Source organism: Cronobacter turicensis, from assembly GCF_041222865.1.
In the GTDB taxonomy this organism is placed as follows: domain Bacteria; phylum Pseudomonadota; class Gammaproteobacteria; order Enterobacterales; family Enterobacteriaceae; genus Cronobacter; species Cronobacter turicensis.
Window position 1 is genome coordinate 1,500,518 of record NZ_CP165997.1, and the last position, 17,583, is coordinate 1,518,100.

Below are 17,583 nucleotides of genomic sequence, written 5' to 3' on the forward strand. Positions count from 1 at the left end.
TATTTTCTTCCTCTTTTCTGAGGAGGAGGGCGGGGGTGAGGGCAATGAACACGGCGCAGCCTTAAACGGCTACGCCCTTGCGGCAACGTGCATAACATCCATTAAGCATTCGGAGAAACCACAATGACCAGCACCGCGCGCCCCTTAGTGTCTGTTTACATGCCGACGTGGAACCGCCAGCAACTGGCTATCCGGGCGATCAATTCCGTGCTGCGCCAGGACTACGACAACTGGGAACTTATCATTGTCGACGACTGCTCCAGCAACTGGGAGCAGCTGCAAAACTTCGTTCTGGCGCTTAACGATCCGCGCGTCAGCTACACGCGCAATGATTTTAACTCCGGCGCGTGCGCGGTGCGCAACCAGGCCATTCTGCAGGCGAAGGGCGATTTCATTACCGGCATCGACGATGACGACGAATGGATGCCGAATCGGTTGTCCGTTTTCCTGGCGCACAAAGAGAAGCTTAATCAGCACGCGTTTCTCTACGCCAACGACTATCTGTGCGAAGGCCAGGTCTACTCGCAGCCGACCAGCCTGCCGCTCTACCCGAAATCGCCGTGGTCGCTGAAGCTGTTCTTTAAGCGCAACATCGTCGGCAACCAGGTGTTCACCTGGGCGTGGCGTTTCAAAGAGTCGCTGTTTGATAACGAGCTTGCCGCCGCGCAGGACTACGACATGTTCCTGCGTATGGTCGTGACCTATGGCGAGCCGTGGAAAGTGGAAGACGCGACGCAAATTCTGCATATCAACCACGGTGAAATGCAGATAACCAAATCGGCGAAAAAGTTTGCCGGTTATTTCCACTTCTACCGCAAACACAAAGATAAATTCGACCGCGCCAGCAAAAAATATCAGCTGTTTACGCTCTATCAGATCCGTAATAAACGCATGAACTGGCGCACGCTGCTGACGCTTTTGTCGGTGCGTAATACCAAACGTCTGGCTGACAGCCTGCGGGGGAAATAATGCTGCTTGAGGATCTGCGCGCGAATTCATGGAACCTGCGCCCCTGCTGCATGGTGGTCGCCTATCGCATCGCGCACTTCTGCTCGGTGTGGCGCAAAAAAAACGTGCTTAACAACCTGTGGGCGGCGCCGGTGCTGCTGCTCTACCGCTTCTTTACCGAATGTTTTTTCGGGTATGAAATTCAGGCCGCCGCCACCATTGGCCGCCGTTTCACCATTCACCACGGTTATGCCGTCGTTATCAATAAAAACGTGGTGGCGGGCGATGATTTCACCATTCGCCACGGCGTCACCATCGGCAACCGCGGCGCGGAAAGCCTCGCCTGTCCGGTTATCGGCAACGGCGTGGAGCTCGGGGCGAACGTGGTGATCATTGGCGATATCACCATTGGCAATAACGTCACGATAGGCGCGGGCAGCGTGGTGCTGGACAGCGTGCCGGATAATGCGCTGGTCGTCGGCGAAAAAGCGCGGGTGAAGGTAATTAAATGAACATATTACAATTTAATGTCCGCCTCGCAGAAGGCGGCGCGGCAGGCGTAGCGCTGGATCTTCATCAGCGCGCCCTGCAAAAAGGGATGCGTTCCCGTTTTATTTACGGCTACGGCAAGGGCGGTAAAAAAAGCGTCAGTCACGATAATTTCCCGGAGGTGGAAAAACATACGCCGCGACTGACCTCGATCGCCAATATCGCGCTGTTCCGCTTCGTAAACCAGGATCTCTTTGGCTCGCTCGACAGCCTCTACCGTCGCGTAACGCGCATCGACGGGCCGGTGGTGCTGCACTTTCATGTATTGCACAGCTACTGGCTGAATCTCGATAAGGTGGTGGCGTTCTGCCAGAAGCTGAAAGCGCACAAGCGCGATGTCACTTTCGTCTGGACGCTGCACGATCACTGGAGCGTCACCGGCCGCTGCGCCTTTCTCGACGGCTGCGAAGGCTGGAAAAGCGGCTGCCAGAAATGCCCGACGCTGGATAACTATCCGCCGGTCAAAGTCGACCGCGCGCACAGCTTGGTCGACAACAAACGTCAGCGCTTTCGCGACATGCTGGCGCTCGGCTGCCATTTTATTTCGCCAAGCCAGCACGTGGCCGACGCCTTTAACAGCCTCTACGGGGCAGGGCGCTGCAAAATCATCAACAACGGCATCGACGTGGCGACGGAGGCCATTCTCGCCGAACTGCCGCTGATGCCGCCGGGCGCGGGCGCGCCAAAAATCGCCGTTGTGGCCCACGATTTACGTTACGACGGTAAAACCAATCAGCGTCTGGTGCGCGATCTGGTGGCGCTCGGCGATAAAGTGGAAGTGCACACCTTCGGCAAATTCTCGCCGTTTGAAGGCGCCAACGTGGTCAACCACGGCTTTTTGACCGACAAACGTAAACTGATGAATGAACTGAATCAGATGGACGCGCTGCTGTTTACGTCGCGCGTCGATAACTACCCGCTGATTCTGTGCGAAGCGCTTTCCATCGGCGTGCCGGTTATCGCCACCCATAGCGAGGCGGCGCAGGAAGTGCTGAACAAGTCGGGCGGTAAAACGGTCGATGACAATGACGTGCTGCTGCTGGCGCAGCGCGGTAAAGCGCAGATCGCCGAAGCGGTTTTCGGCACCACGCTTGAAGCCTTCCGGGCGCGTAGCCGGGAAGCGTACAGCGGCCAACAGATGCTGGAGGAATATGTCTCGTTCTATCAGAGTCTGTAGCTATCTGCTGCTGCCGTTCATCTATCTGGTGGTGAACGTCAAACTGGCGCAGCTCGGCGAGAGTTTCCCGATTACGATTGTGACGTTTTTGCCGGTGCTGCTGCTGCTGTTCGTGGACAAGATTAACCTGAAGAAGCTGATGATCGCGCTGGGACTCGGCGCCGGTCTGACGATGTTCAACTACCTGTTCGGTAAATCGCTCGACGCCAGTAAATATGTCACGTCGACGATGCTGTTTCTGTATACGGTTATCATCATCGGGATGACCTGGAGCATTCGCTTCAAGACCATCTCGCCGCGTAACTACCGCAAAATTCTGCGGCTGTTTTACCTGGTGGTGGGCTTTATCGTTACGCTGGCGGCGCTGGAGATGGCGCAGATTATCCTCTCCGGCGGCAGTAGTCTGATGGAAACCATCTCGAAGTTTCTCATCTACAGCAACAGCTATGTACTCAATTTCATTAAGTTTGGCGGCAGGCGCACCACGGCGATGTATTTCGAGCCGGCGTTCTTCGCTCTGGCGTTAATCTCAATTTGGCTCAGCATCAAACAGTTTGGTATCAAAACCCCAAAAACCGATGGTATGATTCTTTTAGGGATAGTCTTATCGGGTTCGTTTTCGGGCGTGATGACATTTATCCTGTTTTATTTGCTGGAGTGGGCGTTTCAGTATCTTAATAAAAACGCGATTCGTAAAAAGTTGCCGCTGGCAATTGTTTCCCTGGCTGTGTTTATCGTAGGCGTAGTGTTCGCCTTCCCGTATATCGCGGAGCGTATCGGTGATTTAGGCACAGAGGGTTCGTCATCCTATTATCGCATCATCGGACCGCTGGTGATGGTGGGATATTCGCTGACGAATATCGATGGTGTAGTGCGTTTTGGTTCGCTTTACGAATATGTCGCATCATTCGGAATTTTTAACGGTGCGGACGTCGGAAAAACAATAGACAATGGGCTCTACCTGCTAATCATTTATTTTTCATGGTTCGCAGTGTTACTCACCGGCTGGTATATGTTCAGGGTCGGGAAAATGATGATTAACGCATTTGGTAATAATCAGAATTTTCGTGTACAGCTGTGGTTATTTACACCTGTATCCCTGTTTTTTACCGGTTCGATTTTTAGCCCGGAATATGCGTTCTTAATTGTTTGTCCGTTTATTCTGCGTAAAGCGTTAAACATTACAGATTCCTGATGAGGTAGGCCCGGATGCTTTTAAGTGTAATTACTGTCGCCTGGCGCAATTATGAAGGGGTGGTGAAGACCTGGCAGTCCCTGGCCCATCTTGCGCAGGCGCCTGAAATCGAGTTCGAATGGATTGTGGTGGACGGCGGCTCTAACGACGGCACCGCGCAGTTCCTGGAAGATCTCAACGGTCAGTACAACCTGCGTTTCGTCAGCGAAAAAGACCACGGCATTTACGATGCGATGAATAAAGGCATCGAAATGGCCAACGGCCGCTTTGCGATTTTTCTGAATTCCGGCGACGTATTTCATCCAGGCGTAGCCGACGTGGCGCGCCAGCTGGCCGCTGCGCCGGAAAATGAAAACGCGATGTATATTGGCGATGCGCTGCTCGATTTCGGCGACGGCAATAAAATGCGCCGCAACGCGAAAAGCGGCTGGTATATTTACCACAGCCTGCCTGCCAGCCATCAGGCGATTTTCTTCCCGGTTTCCGGGCTTAAAAAGTACCCCTACGATCTGCAATATAAAGTCTCATCCGATTACGCGTTAACCGCCAAAATGTATAAATCCGGCTACGGCTTTAAAAAGCTGAAAGGGCTGGTGTCAGAATTCTCAATGGGTGGCGTGTCAACCTCGAATAATCTGGAATTATGTCAGGACGCTAAAAAAGTGCAACGCAACATATTGCGGGTTCCTGGAATATTAACAGAACTTTCTTATTTATTACGCATGCGTACGACCGGAAAAGCTAAGGCGCTGTATAACAAAGCATAAAGCCTGGCCATAAGGAAAGCATATGCAAGATTTAAGCGGATTCTCGGTGCCGAAAGGCTTCCGGGGCGGGCACCCTATTAAGGTTCAACTGTGGTGGGCGGTTCAGGCGACGCTGTTTGCCTGGTCTCCGCAAATATTATATCGCTGGCGCGCCTTTTTATTACGGTTATTTGGCGCGCGAATTGGCAAAGGCGTGGTGATTCGCCCTTCGGTGCAAATTACCTACCCGTGGAAATTAACCATCGGTGATTACGCCTGGGTCGGGGATGACGCGGTGCTCTATACGCTCGGGGATATCACCATCGGCGCGAACGCCGTGGTATCGCAGAAATGCTACCTGTGCACCGGCAGCCACGACTACATGAGTCCGCATTTTGATATTACCGCCGAGCCGATTGTGATTGGCGAGAAGGCCTGGCTTGCGACGGATGTGTTTGTCGCGCCTGGTGTCACCATCGGCGCAGGCACGGTGGTCGGCGCGCGCAGCAGCGTCTTTAAGACGCTGCCGGCGAACAAAATTTGTCGTGGCAATCCGGCGCAGATCGTTCGCGACCGGGTGGAGGGGCAGTAACCCTTTGCGCCACATCGATTTCCCCTCTCAAGCCGAGAGGGTTTGGGAAAGGGGAGCAGGACACTGATCCCTGAATTAATAAACGGCCTGGTGAGCCAGGCAAAGTCCGATTTAAACAGAGGAAAAACAAATTATGAGTAAAGTTGCTCTCATTACCGGCGTAACCGGACAAGATGGCTCCTATCTGGCTGAGTTTCTGCTTGAGAAAGGTTATGAAGTCCACGGTATCAAACGCCGCGCGTCTTCCTTCAATACCGAGCGCGTTGACCATATCTACCAGGATCCGCACAGCACCAACCCGAAATTCCACCTGCACTATGGCGACCTGACCGATACCTCCAACCTGACCCGTATCCTGCAGGAAGTGCAGCCGGACGAAGTGTACAACCTGGGCGCGATGAGCCACGTAGCGGTCTCCTTCGAATCCCCGGAATACACCGCAGACGTAGATGCCATGGGCACTCTGCGCCTGCTGGAAGCTATCCGCTTCCTGGGTCTGGAAAAGAAAACCCGTTTCTATCAGGCATCCACCTCTGAGCTATATGGCCTGGTGCAGGAAATCCCGCAGAAAGAAACCACCCCGTTCTACCCGCGTTCTCCGTATGCGGTCGCGAAACTGTACGCTTACTGGATCACCGTAAACTACCGTGAATCCTACGGCATGTACGCGTGCAACGGCATTCTGTTCAACCACGAATCCCCGCGCCGCGGTGAAACCTTCGTCACCCGCAAAATCACCCGCGCTATCGCCAACATCGCACAGGGTCTGGAATCTTGCCTGCACCTGGGCAACATGGACTCCCTGCGTGACTGGGGCCATGCCAAAGACTACGTGAAAATGCAGTGGATGATGCTGCAGCAGGAACAGCCGGAAGATTTCGTTATCGCGACCGGCGTGCAGTACTCCGTGCGTCAATTCGTCGAAATGGCGGCCGCGCAGCTGGGTATCAAACTGCGCTTTGAAGGCAAAGGCGTGGAAGAGAAAGGCATCGTGGTTTCCGTGACCGGCCATGACGCGCCGGGCGTGAAACCGGGCGACGTTATCGTTGAAGTTGACCCGCGTTACTTCCGTCCTGCTGAAGTGGAAACCCTGCTGGGCGACCCGACCAAAGCACACGAAAAACTGGGCTGGAAACCGGAAATCACCCTGCAGGAAATGGTCTCTGAAATGGTCGCGAAAGATCTCGAAGCCGCGAAGAAACACTCGCTGCTGAAATCTCACGGCTACGAGGTTGCCATCGCGCTGGAGTCCTGAGCATGAAAAAGCAACGTATTTTTGTGGCCGGCCACCGCGGGATGGTGGGGTCGGCCATCGTTCGCCAGCTTGAGCAGCGCGACGATGTCGAGCTGGTGCTCAAAGGGCGCGACGAGCTGAACCTGCTGGACAGCGCGGCAGTGAACGCGTTCTTCGCGGACGCCGCGCTGGATCAGGTTTACCTGGCGGCGGCGAAGGTGGGCGGCATTGTCGCCAACAACACCTACCCGGCGGACTTCATCTACGAAAATATGATGATTGAGAGCAACATCATTCACGCGGCGCATCTGCACAACGTGAACAAGCTGTTGTTCCTCGGATCGTCGTGCATCTATCCGAAACTGGCGAACCAGCCGATTGCGGAAAGCGAGCTGTTACAGGGCACGCTGGAGCCGACCAACGAGCCGTACGCTATCGCCAAAATCGCGGGCATCAAGCTGTGCGAGTCTTACAACCGCCAGCATAACCGCGACTACCGCTCGGTGATGCCGACGAACCTGTACGGGCCGCACGACAACTTCCACCCCAGTAACTCGCACGTGATCCCGGCGCTGCTGCGCCGCTTCCATGAAGCGACCCAGGAAAACGCCGCCGACGTGGTGGTGTGGGGCAGCGGTACGCCGATGCGTGAATTCCTGCATGTGGATGACATGGCCGCCGCCAGCATTCACGTCATGGAGCTCGACCGCGAGGTGTGGCAGGAAAACACCGAGCCGATGCTGTCGCACATCAACGTGGGCACCGGGGTGGATTGCACTATCCGCGAGCTGGCGCAGACCATCGCCAAAGTGGTGGGCTACAAAGGCCGCGTGGTGTTTGACGCCTCTAAACCGGACGGTACGCCGCGCAAACTGCTCGACGTCACCCGTCTGCACTCACTGGGCTGGTATCACGAGATTTCACTGGAGGCGGGCCTTGCCAGCACTTACCAGTGGTTCCTTGAAAACCAGCATCGTTTCCGGGGGTAAGGATGTTTTTAAGTCAGGAAGATTTTGCCACCGTGGTGCGCTCCACGCCGCTTATCTCCATCGATCTGATTGTCGAGAACGAGCAGGGGGAGTTCCTGCTCGGACATCGCACCAACCGTCCGGCGCAGGGCTTCTGGTTCGTGCCAGGCGGTCGGGTTCAGAAAGATGAGCCGCTGGCGCAGGCGTTTGAACGTCTGACGCAGGCGGAGCTTGGCAAACGCTTTACGATGCCGGAGGGAGAGTTTTACGGCGTCTGGCAGCACTTCTATGACGACAACTTCTCCGGGACCGATTTCACCACGCATTACATCGTGCTGGGTTTCCGGCTGCGCGTAAAAGCGGATGCGCTCAACCTGCCCAAAGAGCAGCACGAAGCGTACCGCTGGCAGTCGCCCTCCTCGATTGTGGCGAGTGAAGATGTGCACGACAACAGCCGCGCCTATTTCATGGCTGAACGTTTTGCCGGAGTGCCGGGCTTATGAAAATCCTGGTTTACGGCATCAACTACTCGCCGGAGCTGACCGGTATCGGTAAGTACACCGGCGAGATGGTGGAATGGATGGCCCGTCAGGGCCATGAGGTGCGGGTGATTACCGCACCGCCTTACTACCCGGCCTGGAAAGTGGGGGAGAACTACTCCTCCTGGCGCTGGCGCAAAGAGCAGGGCGCCGCCACGGTGTGGCGCTGCCCGCTTTATGTCCCGAAACAACCTTCCACGTTAAAACGCCTGATCCATCTCGGCAGCTTTGCGGCGAGCTCATTCTTCCCGCTGCTGGCCCAGCGTCGCTGGAAGCCGGATCGCATCATCGGCGTCGTGCCAACGCTGTTCTGCACGCCGGGCATGCGCCTGCTGGCGAAGCTCTCCGGCGCGAAAACGCTGTTGCACATTCAGGATTACGAAGTGGACGCCATGCTTGGCCTTGGCATGGCGGGCCGCGGCAAGGGGGGCAAAATCGCCCGTCTCGCCAGCCGCTTTGAGCGTAGCGGTCTGCATAACGTTGATAACGTCTCGACCATTTCGCGCTCAATGATGAACAAAGCCAAAGAAAAAGGGGTTCCCCCGGAGCGCGTGATCTTTTTCCCGAACTGGTCCGAAGTGGCGCGGTTCCGGGATGTGAAGACAGAGGACGTCCTGGCGCTGCGCAGCCAGCTTGGCCTGCCGGCGGATAAAAAAATCATCCTCTACTCCGGCAACATCGGGGAGAAACAGGGGCTGGAGAGCGCCATTGACGTGGCGGCGCGGTTTACCGACCAGCCGTGGATTTTCGCGATTGTCGGCCAGGGCGGCGGTAAAGCGCGCCTTGAGAAGATGGTCGCAGAGCGGGGGCTTACGAACGTGAAGTTCTTCCCGCTGCAACCTTATGAAGCGCTCCCGGCGCTTCTCAAGATGGCGGATTGCCATCTGGTGATTCAGAAGCGCGGCGCAGCCGACGCGGTACTGCCGTCGAAGCTCACCAATATCCTGGCGGTGGGCGGCAACGCGGTGATCACCGCCGAGCATGACACCGAGCTTGGACAGCTTTGTATCGCGGAGCCAGGCATCGCCGTCTGCGTAGAGCCAGAGTCGGTTGACGCGCTGGCAGAAGGGATCGTCAGCGCGCTTGCGCTTCCCAAAGACAACACGGTGGCACGTGAATATGCCGAACGCACGCTCGAAAAAGAGAACGTGTTAAGCCAATTTATCGCTGATATTCGGGGTTAAGCCATGAGTCAGTCAAAACTCTTTCCGGTAATTATGGCAGGCGGCTCCGGCAGCCGTCTGTGGCCGCTTTCCCGCGTGCTTTACCCAAAACAGTTCCTCTGTCTGAAAGGGGATCTGACAATGCTTCAGACCACCGTCTGCCGCTTAAACGGCGTGCAGTGCGAAAGCCCGGTGGTTATCTGTAACGAACAGCATCGCTTTATCGTCGCCGAGCAGCTGCGCCAGCTCAACAAGCTGACCGAAAACATCATTCTGGAGCCTGCCGGACGTAACACCGCGCCGGCTATCGCGCTGGCGGCGCTGGCGGCAAAACGCAACAGCCCGGAGACCGATCCGCTGATGCTGGTGCTGGCGGCTGACCATATCATTCAGGATGAAGACGCGTTTCGCAATGCCGTACGCGCCGCGATGCCGTTCGCCGAGAGCGGCAAGCTGGTCACCTTCGGCATCGTGCCGAACCTGCCGGAAACCGGCTACGGCTACATCCGCCGTGGCGAAGTCTCTAACCCGGAAGTGGCGGTCGACGCCGTCGCCTTCAGCGTCGCGCAGTTTGTCGAAAAACCGGATCTGGAAACCGCGCAGTCCTACGTCAATAGCGGCGAATATTACTGGAACAGCGGCATGTTCCTGTTCCGCGCCGGTCGCTACCTGGAAGAACTCGCCAAATACCGCCCGGATATCCTGGACGCCTGCGAAAAAGCCATGAGCACCGTTGACCCGGACCTCGATTTTATCCGCGTTGATGAAGAAGCCTTCCTGGCCTGCCCGGAAGAGTCCATCGACTACGCGGTGATGGAAAAAACCGCCGACGCGGTGGTGGTGCCGATGGACGCAGGCTGGAGCGATGTCGGCTCCTGGTCTTCGCTCTGGGAGATCTCCAACCATTCGCCGGAAGGCAACGTGCATCACGGCGATGTGATTTCGCACAACACCGAAAACAGCTACGTCTATGCCGAGTCCGGCCTTGTGACCACCGTCGGCGTGAAAGATCTCGTCGTGGTGCAGACCAAAGACGCGGTGCTAATCGCCGACCGTAATCACGTCCAGGACGTGAAAAAAGTGGTCGAGAAAATCAAAGCCGACGGCCGCCATGAGCATCACATCCACCGCGAAGTTTACCGTCCGTGGGGCAAATATGACTCCATCGATCAGGGCGAACGTTACCAGGTGAAACGCATCACCGTGAAGCCGGGCGAAGGGCTGTCGCTGCAGATGCACCATCACCGCGCCGAGCACTGGATTGTGGTGGCGGGCACCGCGAAGGTGACCATCAACGACGACGTGAAGCTGGTGGGCGAGAACGAATCAGTCTACATCCCGCTGGGCGCGACGCACTGCCTGGAAAACCCCGGCAAGATCCCGCTCGACCTGATTGAAGTGCGCTCCGGCACTTATCTGGAAGAGGACGATGTGATTCGCTTCGCCGACCGTTACGGCCGGGTGTGATCCGGCGGCATCCTGCGCATTTTTTCCGACAAAAAAGAGAACCCAAGAGATAAAAAATGGAAAAGTTAACGTGTTTCAAAGCCTACGACATTCGTGGGCGTCTGGGCGAAGAGTTAAATGAAGATATCGCGTGGCGCATCGGCCGCGCGTATGGCGAGTTCCTGAAACCGAAAACTATCGTGCTGGGCGGCGATGTGCGTCTGACCAGCGAAGCGCTGAAGCTGGCGCTGGCGAAAGGGCTGCAGGACGCGGGCGTCGACGTGCTGGATATCGGCCTTTCCGGCACCGAAGAGATCTACTTCGCGACGTTCCATCTGGGCGTGGACGGCGGCATCGAAGTGACCGCGAGCCACAACCCGATGGATTACAACGGTATGAAGCTGGTCCGCGAAGGCGCGCGCCCGATTAGCGGCGATACCGGTCTGCGCGACGTGCAGCGTCTTGCCGAAGCGAACGACTTCCCGCCGGTGAATGAAGCCGCCCGCGGCAGCTACAAAACAATCGACCTGCGCGACGCGTATATCGACCATCTGCTGGGCTACATCGACGTGAAAAACCTCACGCCGCTGAAGCTTGTCATTAACTCCGGCAACGGCGCCGCGGGCCCGGTGGTGGACGCCATCGAAGCGCGCTTTAAGGCGCTGAATGTGCCGGTGCAGTTCATTAAGGTGCATAACAATCCGGACGGCAACTTCCCGAACGGTATCCCTAACCCGCTGCTGCCGGAGTGCCGAGACGACACCCGCAACGCGGTTATCGAACATGGCGCGGATATGGGCATCGCGTTTGACGGCGATTTCGACCGCTGCTTCCTGTTCGACGAAACCGGGCAGTTTATCGAGGGCTACTACATTGTCGGTCTGCTGGCCGAAGCGTTCCTCGAAAAGCACCCCGGCGCGAAAATCATTCACGATCCGCGTCTGTCCTGGAACACCGTTGACGTGGTGCAGGGCGCGGGCGGCACGCCGGTGATGTCGAAAACCGGTCATGCGTTTATCAAAGAGCGTATGCGCCAGGAAGACGCCATTTATGGCGGCGAAATGAGCGCGCATCACTACTTCCGCGATTTCGCCTACTGCGACAGCGGCATGATCCCGTGGCTGCTGGTGACCGAGCTGCTGTGTCTGAAAGGCCAGTCTCTGGGCGAGCTGGTGCGCGACCGCATGGCGGCGTTCCCGGCGAGCGGCGAAATCAACAGCAAACTGGCGCAGCCGGCTGTCGCGATTAAGCGCGTTGAAGATCACTTCGCGCCGCAGGCGGACAGCATTGACCGCACCGACGGCATCAGCATGGAGTTTGGCGAGTGGCGCTTTAACCTGCGCTCGTCCAACACCGAGCCGGTAGTGCGCCTTAACGTGGAGTCGCGTGCGGATACGGAACTGATGCAGGCGAAAACCCAGGAAATCCTTGCGCTGCTGAATCAGTAAAACGGCGCGGCCGTCTGCGCGTCGCGGTGCGCCGCGACGCTTACGTCCCGCCTGCCGGGACCAGACAGTCGCTTAACTGCGCCTTACGGCGCCTGAAGGTACGACGATGACAAATCTAAAAAAGCGCGAACGAGCCAAAACGAATGCATCGTTAATCTCTCTGGTGCAACGATTCTCCGACATAACCATTATGTTCGTCGGACTGTGGGTGGTGTGCAGGATCAATGAGCTGCCGTTTTTCTACATGCATCTGCTGATGGCCCTGACCACCCTCGTTGTATTCCAGATGATTGGCGGGATCACCGATTTTTACCGCTCCTGGCGCGGCGTCAAAATTTCGACCGAACTGCTGCTGCTGTTACAGAACTGGACCATGAGCCTGGTGTTCAGCGCCGGTCTGATGGCCTTTAATCCCGATTTCGACAGCCCGGTGCGCGTGTTCTTCGCCTGGTATCTGTTGACCGGGGTCGGGATGGTGATGTGCCGTTCGGCGATTCGCTTCGGCGCGGGCTGGCTGCGTAATCGCGGTTATAACACCCGTCGCGTGGCGATTGCGGGCGCGCAGCCGGTCGGTCTGCAACTCGCCGAGAGCTTTCGCAACGAGCCCTGGCTGGGGCTGGAAGTCGCAGGCATTTACCACGATCCGGAGCCGGGCGGCGTGCCGACGGGCTGGGCGGGTAATCTGGAACAACTGGTGGAAGACGCCCGCGCGGGCAAAATTCATAACGTCTATATCGCGATGTCCATGAGCGAAGGGGCGCAGATGAAGAAACTTGTGCGCCAGCTTTCCGATACTACCTGCTCGGTGATGCTGATCCCGGATGTGTTTACGTTCAACATTCTGCACTCGCGCCTGGATGACGTGAACGGCGTGCCGGTGGTGCCGCTGTACGATACGCCGCTCTCCGGCATTAACCGCGTGCTGAAACGTCTGGAAGATATCGTTCTGGCCTCCATGATCCTGCTGCTGATTTCGCCAGTGCTGTGCTGTATCGCGGTGGCCGTGAAGCTCAGCTCGCCAGGCCCGATTATCTTCCGCCAGACGCGCTACGGCATGGACGGCAAGCCGATTATGGTGTGGAAATTCCGCTCCATGCGCGTGATGGAAAACGACAAAGTCGTGAAGCAGGCGACGCAGAACGATCCGCGCGTCACCAAAGTGGGCAACTTCCTGCGCCGCACCTCCCTTGATGAGCTGCCGCAGTTTATTAACGTGCTCACCGGTGAGATGTCGATTGTCGGCCCGCGTCCGCACGCGGTGGCGCATAACGAGCAATATCGCGCGCTGATTCAGGGCTACATGCTGCGCCATAAAGTGAAACCGGGCATTACCGGCTGGGCGCAGATCAACGGCTGGCGCGGCGAGACCGATACCCTGGAGAAGATGGAAAAACGCATCGAGTTCGATCTGGAGTACATCCGCGAGTGGAGCGTGTGGCTCGATATCAAAATCGTCTTCCTGACCGTGTTCAAAGGCTTTGTTAACAAAGCGGCATATTAAGGGTAGTGGGTCATGAGCCTTCGCGACAAAACCATTAGCGGCGCCAAGTGGTCCGCCATTTCGACGGTGATTATCATCAGCCTGGGGCTGGTGCAGATGACCATCCTGGCGCGGCTGATGGATGGGCATCAGTTCGGTCTGCTGACCATCAGTCTGGTGATTATCGCGCTGGCCGATACGCTTTCCGATTTCGGGATTGCGAACTCGATTATCCAGCGCAAAACCATCAGCAACCTGGAGCTGACCACGCTCTACTGGCTGAACGTGGGCCTGGGGATTGTGGTCTGTGTGGTGGTGTTTCTGTTAAGCGATCTTATCGCGGGCGTGCTGCATAACCCGGATCTGGCGCCGCTTATCCGGACCCTGGCGTTCGCCTTCGTGGTGATCCCGCACGGCCAGCAGTTCCGCGCGCTGATGCAAAAAGAGCTGGAGTTCAACAAGATTGGCGCCATTGAGACTTTTTCGGTGCTGGCGGGCTTCACCTTTACGGTGATTTCCGCCCAGTACTGGCCGGTGGCGATGACCGCCATTCTCGGTTATCTGGTCAACACGGCGGTGCGCACCGCGCTGTTCGGGTTCTTCGGGCGCAAGATTTACCGTCCGGGCCTGCATTTCTCGCTGGCGTCGGTCTCCTCTAACCTGAAGTTCGGCGCGTGGCTGACCGCGGACAGCCTGGTGAACTACGTCAATACCAACCTCTCCACGCTGGTGCTGGCGCGCATTCTCGGCGCGGCGGTCGCGGGCGGGTATAACCTCGCGTACAACGTGGCGGTCGTACCGCCAATGAAGCTTAACCCGATTATCACCCGCGTACTGTTTCCGGCGTTCGCCAAAATCCAGGACGATATCGACAAGCTGCGCGTGAACTTCTACAAGCTGCTCTCGGTGGTCGGCATCATTAACTTCCCGGCGCTGCTCGGCCTGATGGTGGTGTCGAATAACTTCGTGCCGCTGGTGTTTGGCGAGAAGTGGGTGGGCATTGTGCCGATTCTGCAGCTGCTGTGTGTCGTAGGTCTCCTGCGCTCCATTGGCAACCCGATTGGCTCGCTGTTGATGGCGAAAGCGCGCGTGGATATCAGCTTTAAATTCAACGTCTTTAAAACCTTCCTGTTTATTCCGGCGATTGTCGCGGGCGGGCATCTTGGCGGCGCGCTCGGCGTGACGCTCGGCTTCCTGCTGGTGCAGATAATCAATACCGTGCTGAGCTATTTCATCATGATTAAACCGGTGCTGGGCTCCAGCTACCGCGAGTATATCCAGAGCATTCTGCTGCCATTCTGGCTCTCTCTGCCTACGCTTGTGGTCAGCTACGCGCTCGGCGTGGCGCTGAAAGGACATCTGGCGCTCGCCCCGCTGCTGGCGGTGCAGATTGGCGCCGGCGTGCTGGCCTTCGTCGTGACGATAGTGCTGTCGCGCAATGCGCTGGTGGTAGAGCTGAAACGTCAGTTTTGCCGCAACGATAAAATGAAAATGCTGCTCCGTGCAGGCTGATCCCGTTAAAAATTATTGATGCGCAAGCCCCTGCTGCCAGCGTGCGGCGAACAGGGCGAGCGCATATTTCAGAGGTCAACATGAAGTTACTCATTCTTGGCAACCACACCTGCGGAAACCGTGGCGACAGCGCTATCCTGCGCGGATTGATCGATGCGATAGCGCTTCAGGATCCTGCCGCGGACGTGGACGTGATGAGCCGCTACCCGGTGAGCTCCGCCTGGCTGCTGGACAGAGAGGTCATGCCTGATCCGCTCTACAAACAGATGAAGCAGTTTAATAACGCGGCGGGCGTGATGGGCCGCGTGAAGAAAGTGCTGCGCCGCCGCTACCAGCACCAGGTGCTGCTCGCCAAAGTGACCGGCAACGGGAAGCTGCGCAATATCTCTCTGCCGCAGGGCTTTACCGATTTCGTCGGGCTGCTTGGCGGTTATGACGCGATTATCCAGGTCGGCGGCTCGTTCTTCGTCGATCTCTACGGCACCCCGCAATTTGAACATGCGCTGTGCGCCTTTATGGCCAAAAAGCCGCTGTTTATGGTGGGCCACAGCGTCGGGCCGTTCCAGGAGCCGCAGTTTAATCAGCTCGCGAACTACGTGTTCGGCCACTGCGACGCGCTGATCCTGCGTGAAACCGTGAGTCTCGACCTGATGAAGAAAGGCCAGATCGACACCTCGAAAGTGGAGCTGGGCGTCGATACCGCCTGGCTGGTTGAACATCATAATGAGGATTTCGTCGCGAGCTACGCGGTGCAGCACTGGCTGGACGTGGCGGCGCGCGACAAGACCGTGGCGATTACGCTGCGCGAACTGGCGCCGTTCGACAAACGTCTCGGCACCACCCAGCAGGCCTACGAACAGGCTTTCGCGAATGTGGTGAACCGCATTATCGACGAAGGTTATCAGGTGCTGGCGCTCTCCACCTGCACCGGCATCGACAGCTACAACAAAGATGACCGTATGGTGGCGCTGAACCTGAGCAAGCTCGTGAAAGATCCGTCGCGCTTCCACGTGGTGATGGATGAACTGAACGACCTTGAGATGGGCAAAATTCTCGGCGCGTGCGAGCTGACCGTCGGCACCCGTCTGCACTCGGCGATTATCTCGATGAACTTCGGGACGCCAGCGATTGCCATTAACTACGAACACAAGTCCGCGGGCATCATGCAGCAGCTCGGCATGCCGGAAATGGCGATTGAGATCCGCCATCTGCTGGACGGCTCGTTGCAGTCGATGGTGGGCGATACGCTCGGCCAGCTGCCGGCGATTAATGAACGCCTCGCCACGGCGGTCGCCGCCGAGCGCGAAAAGGGTCATCAGATGGTGAAATCCGTGCTGATGCGCGCGGGAGGAGCCCGATGAAAGTCAGCTTCTTTCTGCTGAAATTTCCGGTCGCCTCGGAAACGTTCGTCCTGAACCAGATAGTCGGCTTTATCAACATGGGGTATGAGGTGGAGATCGTCTCGCTGCAGAAGGGCGATCTGAAAAACACCCATGCCGCGTATACCGAGTACAACCTGGCGCAGAAAACCCGCTTTCTGCTGGAAGAGCCGGAAGGCAAAGCCGCCAAGCTGAAATATCGCGCCAGACATACCGCCCGCGGGCTGTTCAACGGCCGCACCTGGCGGGCGCTCAATATGGCCCGCTACGGCGATGAGGCGCGTAACCTGATTCTCTCGGCCATTTGCGGGCGTGTGCCCGGCACGCTGAAGGCCGATGTGTTTATCGCGCATTTCGGCCCGGCGGGCGTCACTGCCGCCAAGCTTCGCGAACTGGGCGTGCTGGACGGCAAAATCGCGACCGTGTTTCATGGCATCGATGTGTCGCACCGTGAAGTCCTCACGCGCTACACGCCGGAGTATCAGCAACTGTTTCGCCGCGGCGATTTAATGCTGCCGATTAGCGAACTGTGGGCCGAACGCCTGAAGGCGATGGGCTGCCCGCAGGAGAAAATCGCGGTCTCCCGTATGGGCGTGGACATGGAGAAGTTCTCGCTGCGCCCGCTGAAGCAGCCGGGTACGCCGCTGGAGATTATCTCCGTTGCGCGCCTGACCGAGAAAAAGGGGCTGCATGTGGCGATCGAGGCCTGCCGCCTGCTGAAAGGCCGCGGGGTGGACTTTCGTTACAACATCCTGGGCACCGGGCCGTGGGAGCGCCGTCTGCGCACGCTGATTGAGCAATATGGTCTTGATGATTGCGTGTTTATGCCGGGCTTTAAGCCAAGCCATGAAGTGAAAGCGATGCTCGACGAGGCGGATCTGTTCCTGCTGCCTTCCGTCACCGGCGTGGATGGCGATATGGAAGGTATTCCGGTCGCGCTGATGGAAGCGATGGCGGTCGGCATTCCGGTTATCTCTACGCAGCACAGCGGTATTCCGGAGCTGATCGACGCCGAAAAATCGGGCTGGCTGGTGCCGGAAAACGACGCGCATGCGCTGGCGGACAAGCTTCAGGCCTTTGCGCAAATCGACGAGCAGACGCTGCGCCCAATGCTGAGCCGCGCCCGTGAAAAAGTGGAAACCGAGTTTAACCAGCAGCGCATCTACCGCGAACTCGCGGGCCTGCTGCAAACCCTGTAACCCGAGGT

General features: G+C 57.4%; 16 protein-coding genes. All 16 read left to right on the forward strand.

Annotation, left to right across the window (positions count from 1 at the left end; genetic code table 11):
- The first annotated feature begins 123 nt into the window (after nt 1-123).
- Nucleotides 124-969 (forward strand): colanic acid biosynthesis glycosyltransferase WcaA, encoded by an 846-nt coding sequence (gene wcaA / locus AB8W27_RS07155; protein ID WP_007699479.1) that lies wholly within the window; start codon nt 124-126, stop codon nt 967-969.
- 2 nt (nt 970-971) lie between these two features.
- Entirely contained in the window at nt 972-1,460 is a 489-nt protein-coding gene (wcaB, locus tag AB8W27_RS07160) for a colanic acid biosynthesis acetyltransferase WcaB (protein WP_085958889.1), read from the forward strand.
- Entirely contained in the window at nt 1,457-2,674 is a 1,218-nt protein-coding gene (wcaC, locus tag AB8W27_RS07165) for a colanic acid biosynthesis glycosyltransferase WcaC (RefSeq protein ID WP_015741793.1), read from the forward strand. Before wcaB ends, wcaC begins: the two co-directional genes overlap by 4 nt.
- Complete coding sequence (gene wcaD, locus AB8W27_RS07170; protein ID WP_007769024.1) at nt 2,649-3,869, forward strand: colanic acid polymerase WcaD; 1,221 nt, start codon at nt 2,649-2,651, stop codon at nt 3,867-3,869. Before wcaC ends, wcaD begins: the two co-directional genes overlap by 26 nt.
- 14 nt (nt 3,870-3,883) lie before the next feature.
- Nucleotides 3,884-4,636, forward strand: a complete 753-nt coding sequence (gene wcaE, locus AB8W27_RS07175; RefSeq protein WP_015741791.1) for a colanic acid biosynthesis glycosyltransferase WcaE — start codon at nt 3,884-3,886, stop codon at nt 4,634-4,636.
- A 22-nt stretch (nt 4,637-4,658) separates the two neighbouring features.
- The gene (gene wcaF, locus AB8W27_RS07180) at nt 4,659-5,207 is read left to right on the forward strand and encodes a colanic acid biosynthesis acetyltransferase WcaF (protein WP_007769029.1); all 549 of its coding nucleotides are present in this window, start codon (nt 4,659-4,661) and stop codon (nt 5,205-5,207) included.
- A gap of 133 nt (nt 5,208-5,340) precedes the next feature.
- Nucleotides 5,341-6,462 (forward strand): GDP-mannose 4,6-dehydratase, encoded by a 1,122-nt coding sequence (gene gmd / locus AB8W27_RS07185; RefSeq protein WP_015741790.1) that lies wholly within the window; start codon nt 5,341-5,343, stop codon nt 6,460-6,462.
- 2 nt (nt 6,463-6,464) lie between these two features.
- A complete protein-coding gene (locus tag AB8W27_RS07190) occupies nt 6,465-7,430 on the forward strand; it encodes a GDP-L-fucose synthase (protein WP_007769033.1) in 966 nt (321 codons plus the stop codon).
- A gap of 2 nt (nt 7,431-7,432) precedes the next feature.
- A complete protein-coding gene (locus AB8W27_RS07195; RefSeq protein WP_015741788.1) occupies nt 7,433-7,912 on the forward strand; it encodes a GDP-mannose mannosyl hydrolase in 480 nt (159 codons plus the stop codon).
- Nucleotides 7,909-9,132: a colanic acid biosynthesis fucosyltransferase WcaI gene (gene wcaI / locus AB8W27_RS07200; RefSeq protein WP_015741787.1), complete on the forward strand. Its 1,224-nt coding sequence runs from the start codon at nt 7,909-7,911 to the stop codon at nt 9,130-9,132. Before AB8W27_RS07195 ends, wcaI begins: the two co-directional genes overlap by 4 nt.
- Before the next feature lie 3 nt (nt 9,133-9,135).
- Nucleotides 9,136-10,578 carry a mannose-1-phosphate guanyltransferase gene (cpsB, locus tag AB8W27_RS07205; RefSeq protein WP_015741786.1) on the forward strand — a complete coding sequence of 481 codons (1,443 nt, stop codon included), beginning with the start codon at nt 9,136-9,138 and terminating at the stop codon, nt 10,576-10,578.
- A 56-nt stretch (nt 10,579-10,634) separates the two neighbouring features.
- Complete coding sequence (gene cpsG, locus AB8W27_RS07210; RefSeq protein ID WP_015741785.1) at nt 10,635-12,005, forward strand: colanic acid biosynthesis phosphomannomutase CpsG; 1,371 nt, start codon at nt 10,635-10,637, stop codon at nt 12,003-12,005.
- A 106-nt stretch (nt 12,006-12,111) separates the two neighbouring features.
- On the forward strand, nt 12,112-13,506 hold the full coding sequence (wcaJ, locus tag AB8W27_RS07215) for an undecaprenyl-phosphate glucose phosphotransferase (protein ID WP_041923727.1): 1,395 nt from the start codon (nt 12,112-12,114) through the stop codon (nt 13,504-13,506).
- A 12-nt stretch (nt 13,507-13,518) separates the two neighbouring features.
- A complete protein-coding gene (locus AB8W27_RS07220; protein ID WP_015741783.1) occupies nt 13,519-14,997 on the forward strand; it encodes an MOP flippase family protein in 1,479 nt (492 codons plus the stop codon).
- An 80-nt stretch (nt 14,998-15,077) separates the two neighbouring features.
- The gene (gene wcaK, locus AB8W27_RS07225) at nt 15,078-16,358 is read left to right on the forward strand and encodes a colanic acid biosynthesis pyruvyl transferase WcaK (RefSeq protein ID WP_007769064.1); all 1,281 of its coding nucleotides are present in this window, start codon (nt 15,078-15,080) and stop codon (nt 16,356-16,358) included.
- Nucleotides 16,355-17,575 carry a colanic acid biosynthesis glycosyltransferase WcaL gene (gene wcaL, locus AB8W27_RS07230; RefSeq protein WP_041923726.1) on the forward strand — a complete coding sequence of 407 codons (1,221 nt, stop codon included), beginning with the start codon at nt 16,355-16,357 and terminating at the stop codon, nt 17,573-17,575. The genes wcaK and wcaL overlap by 4 nt, the downstream gene beginning before the upstream one ends.
- Nucleotides 17,576-17,583: the final 8 nt, after the last annotated feature.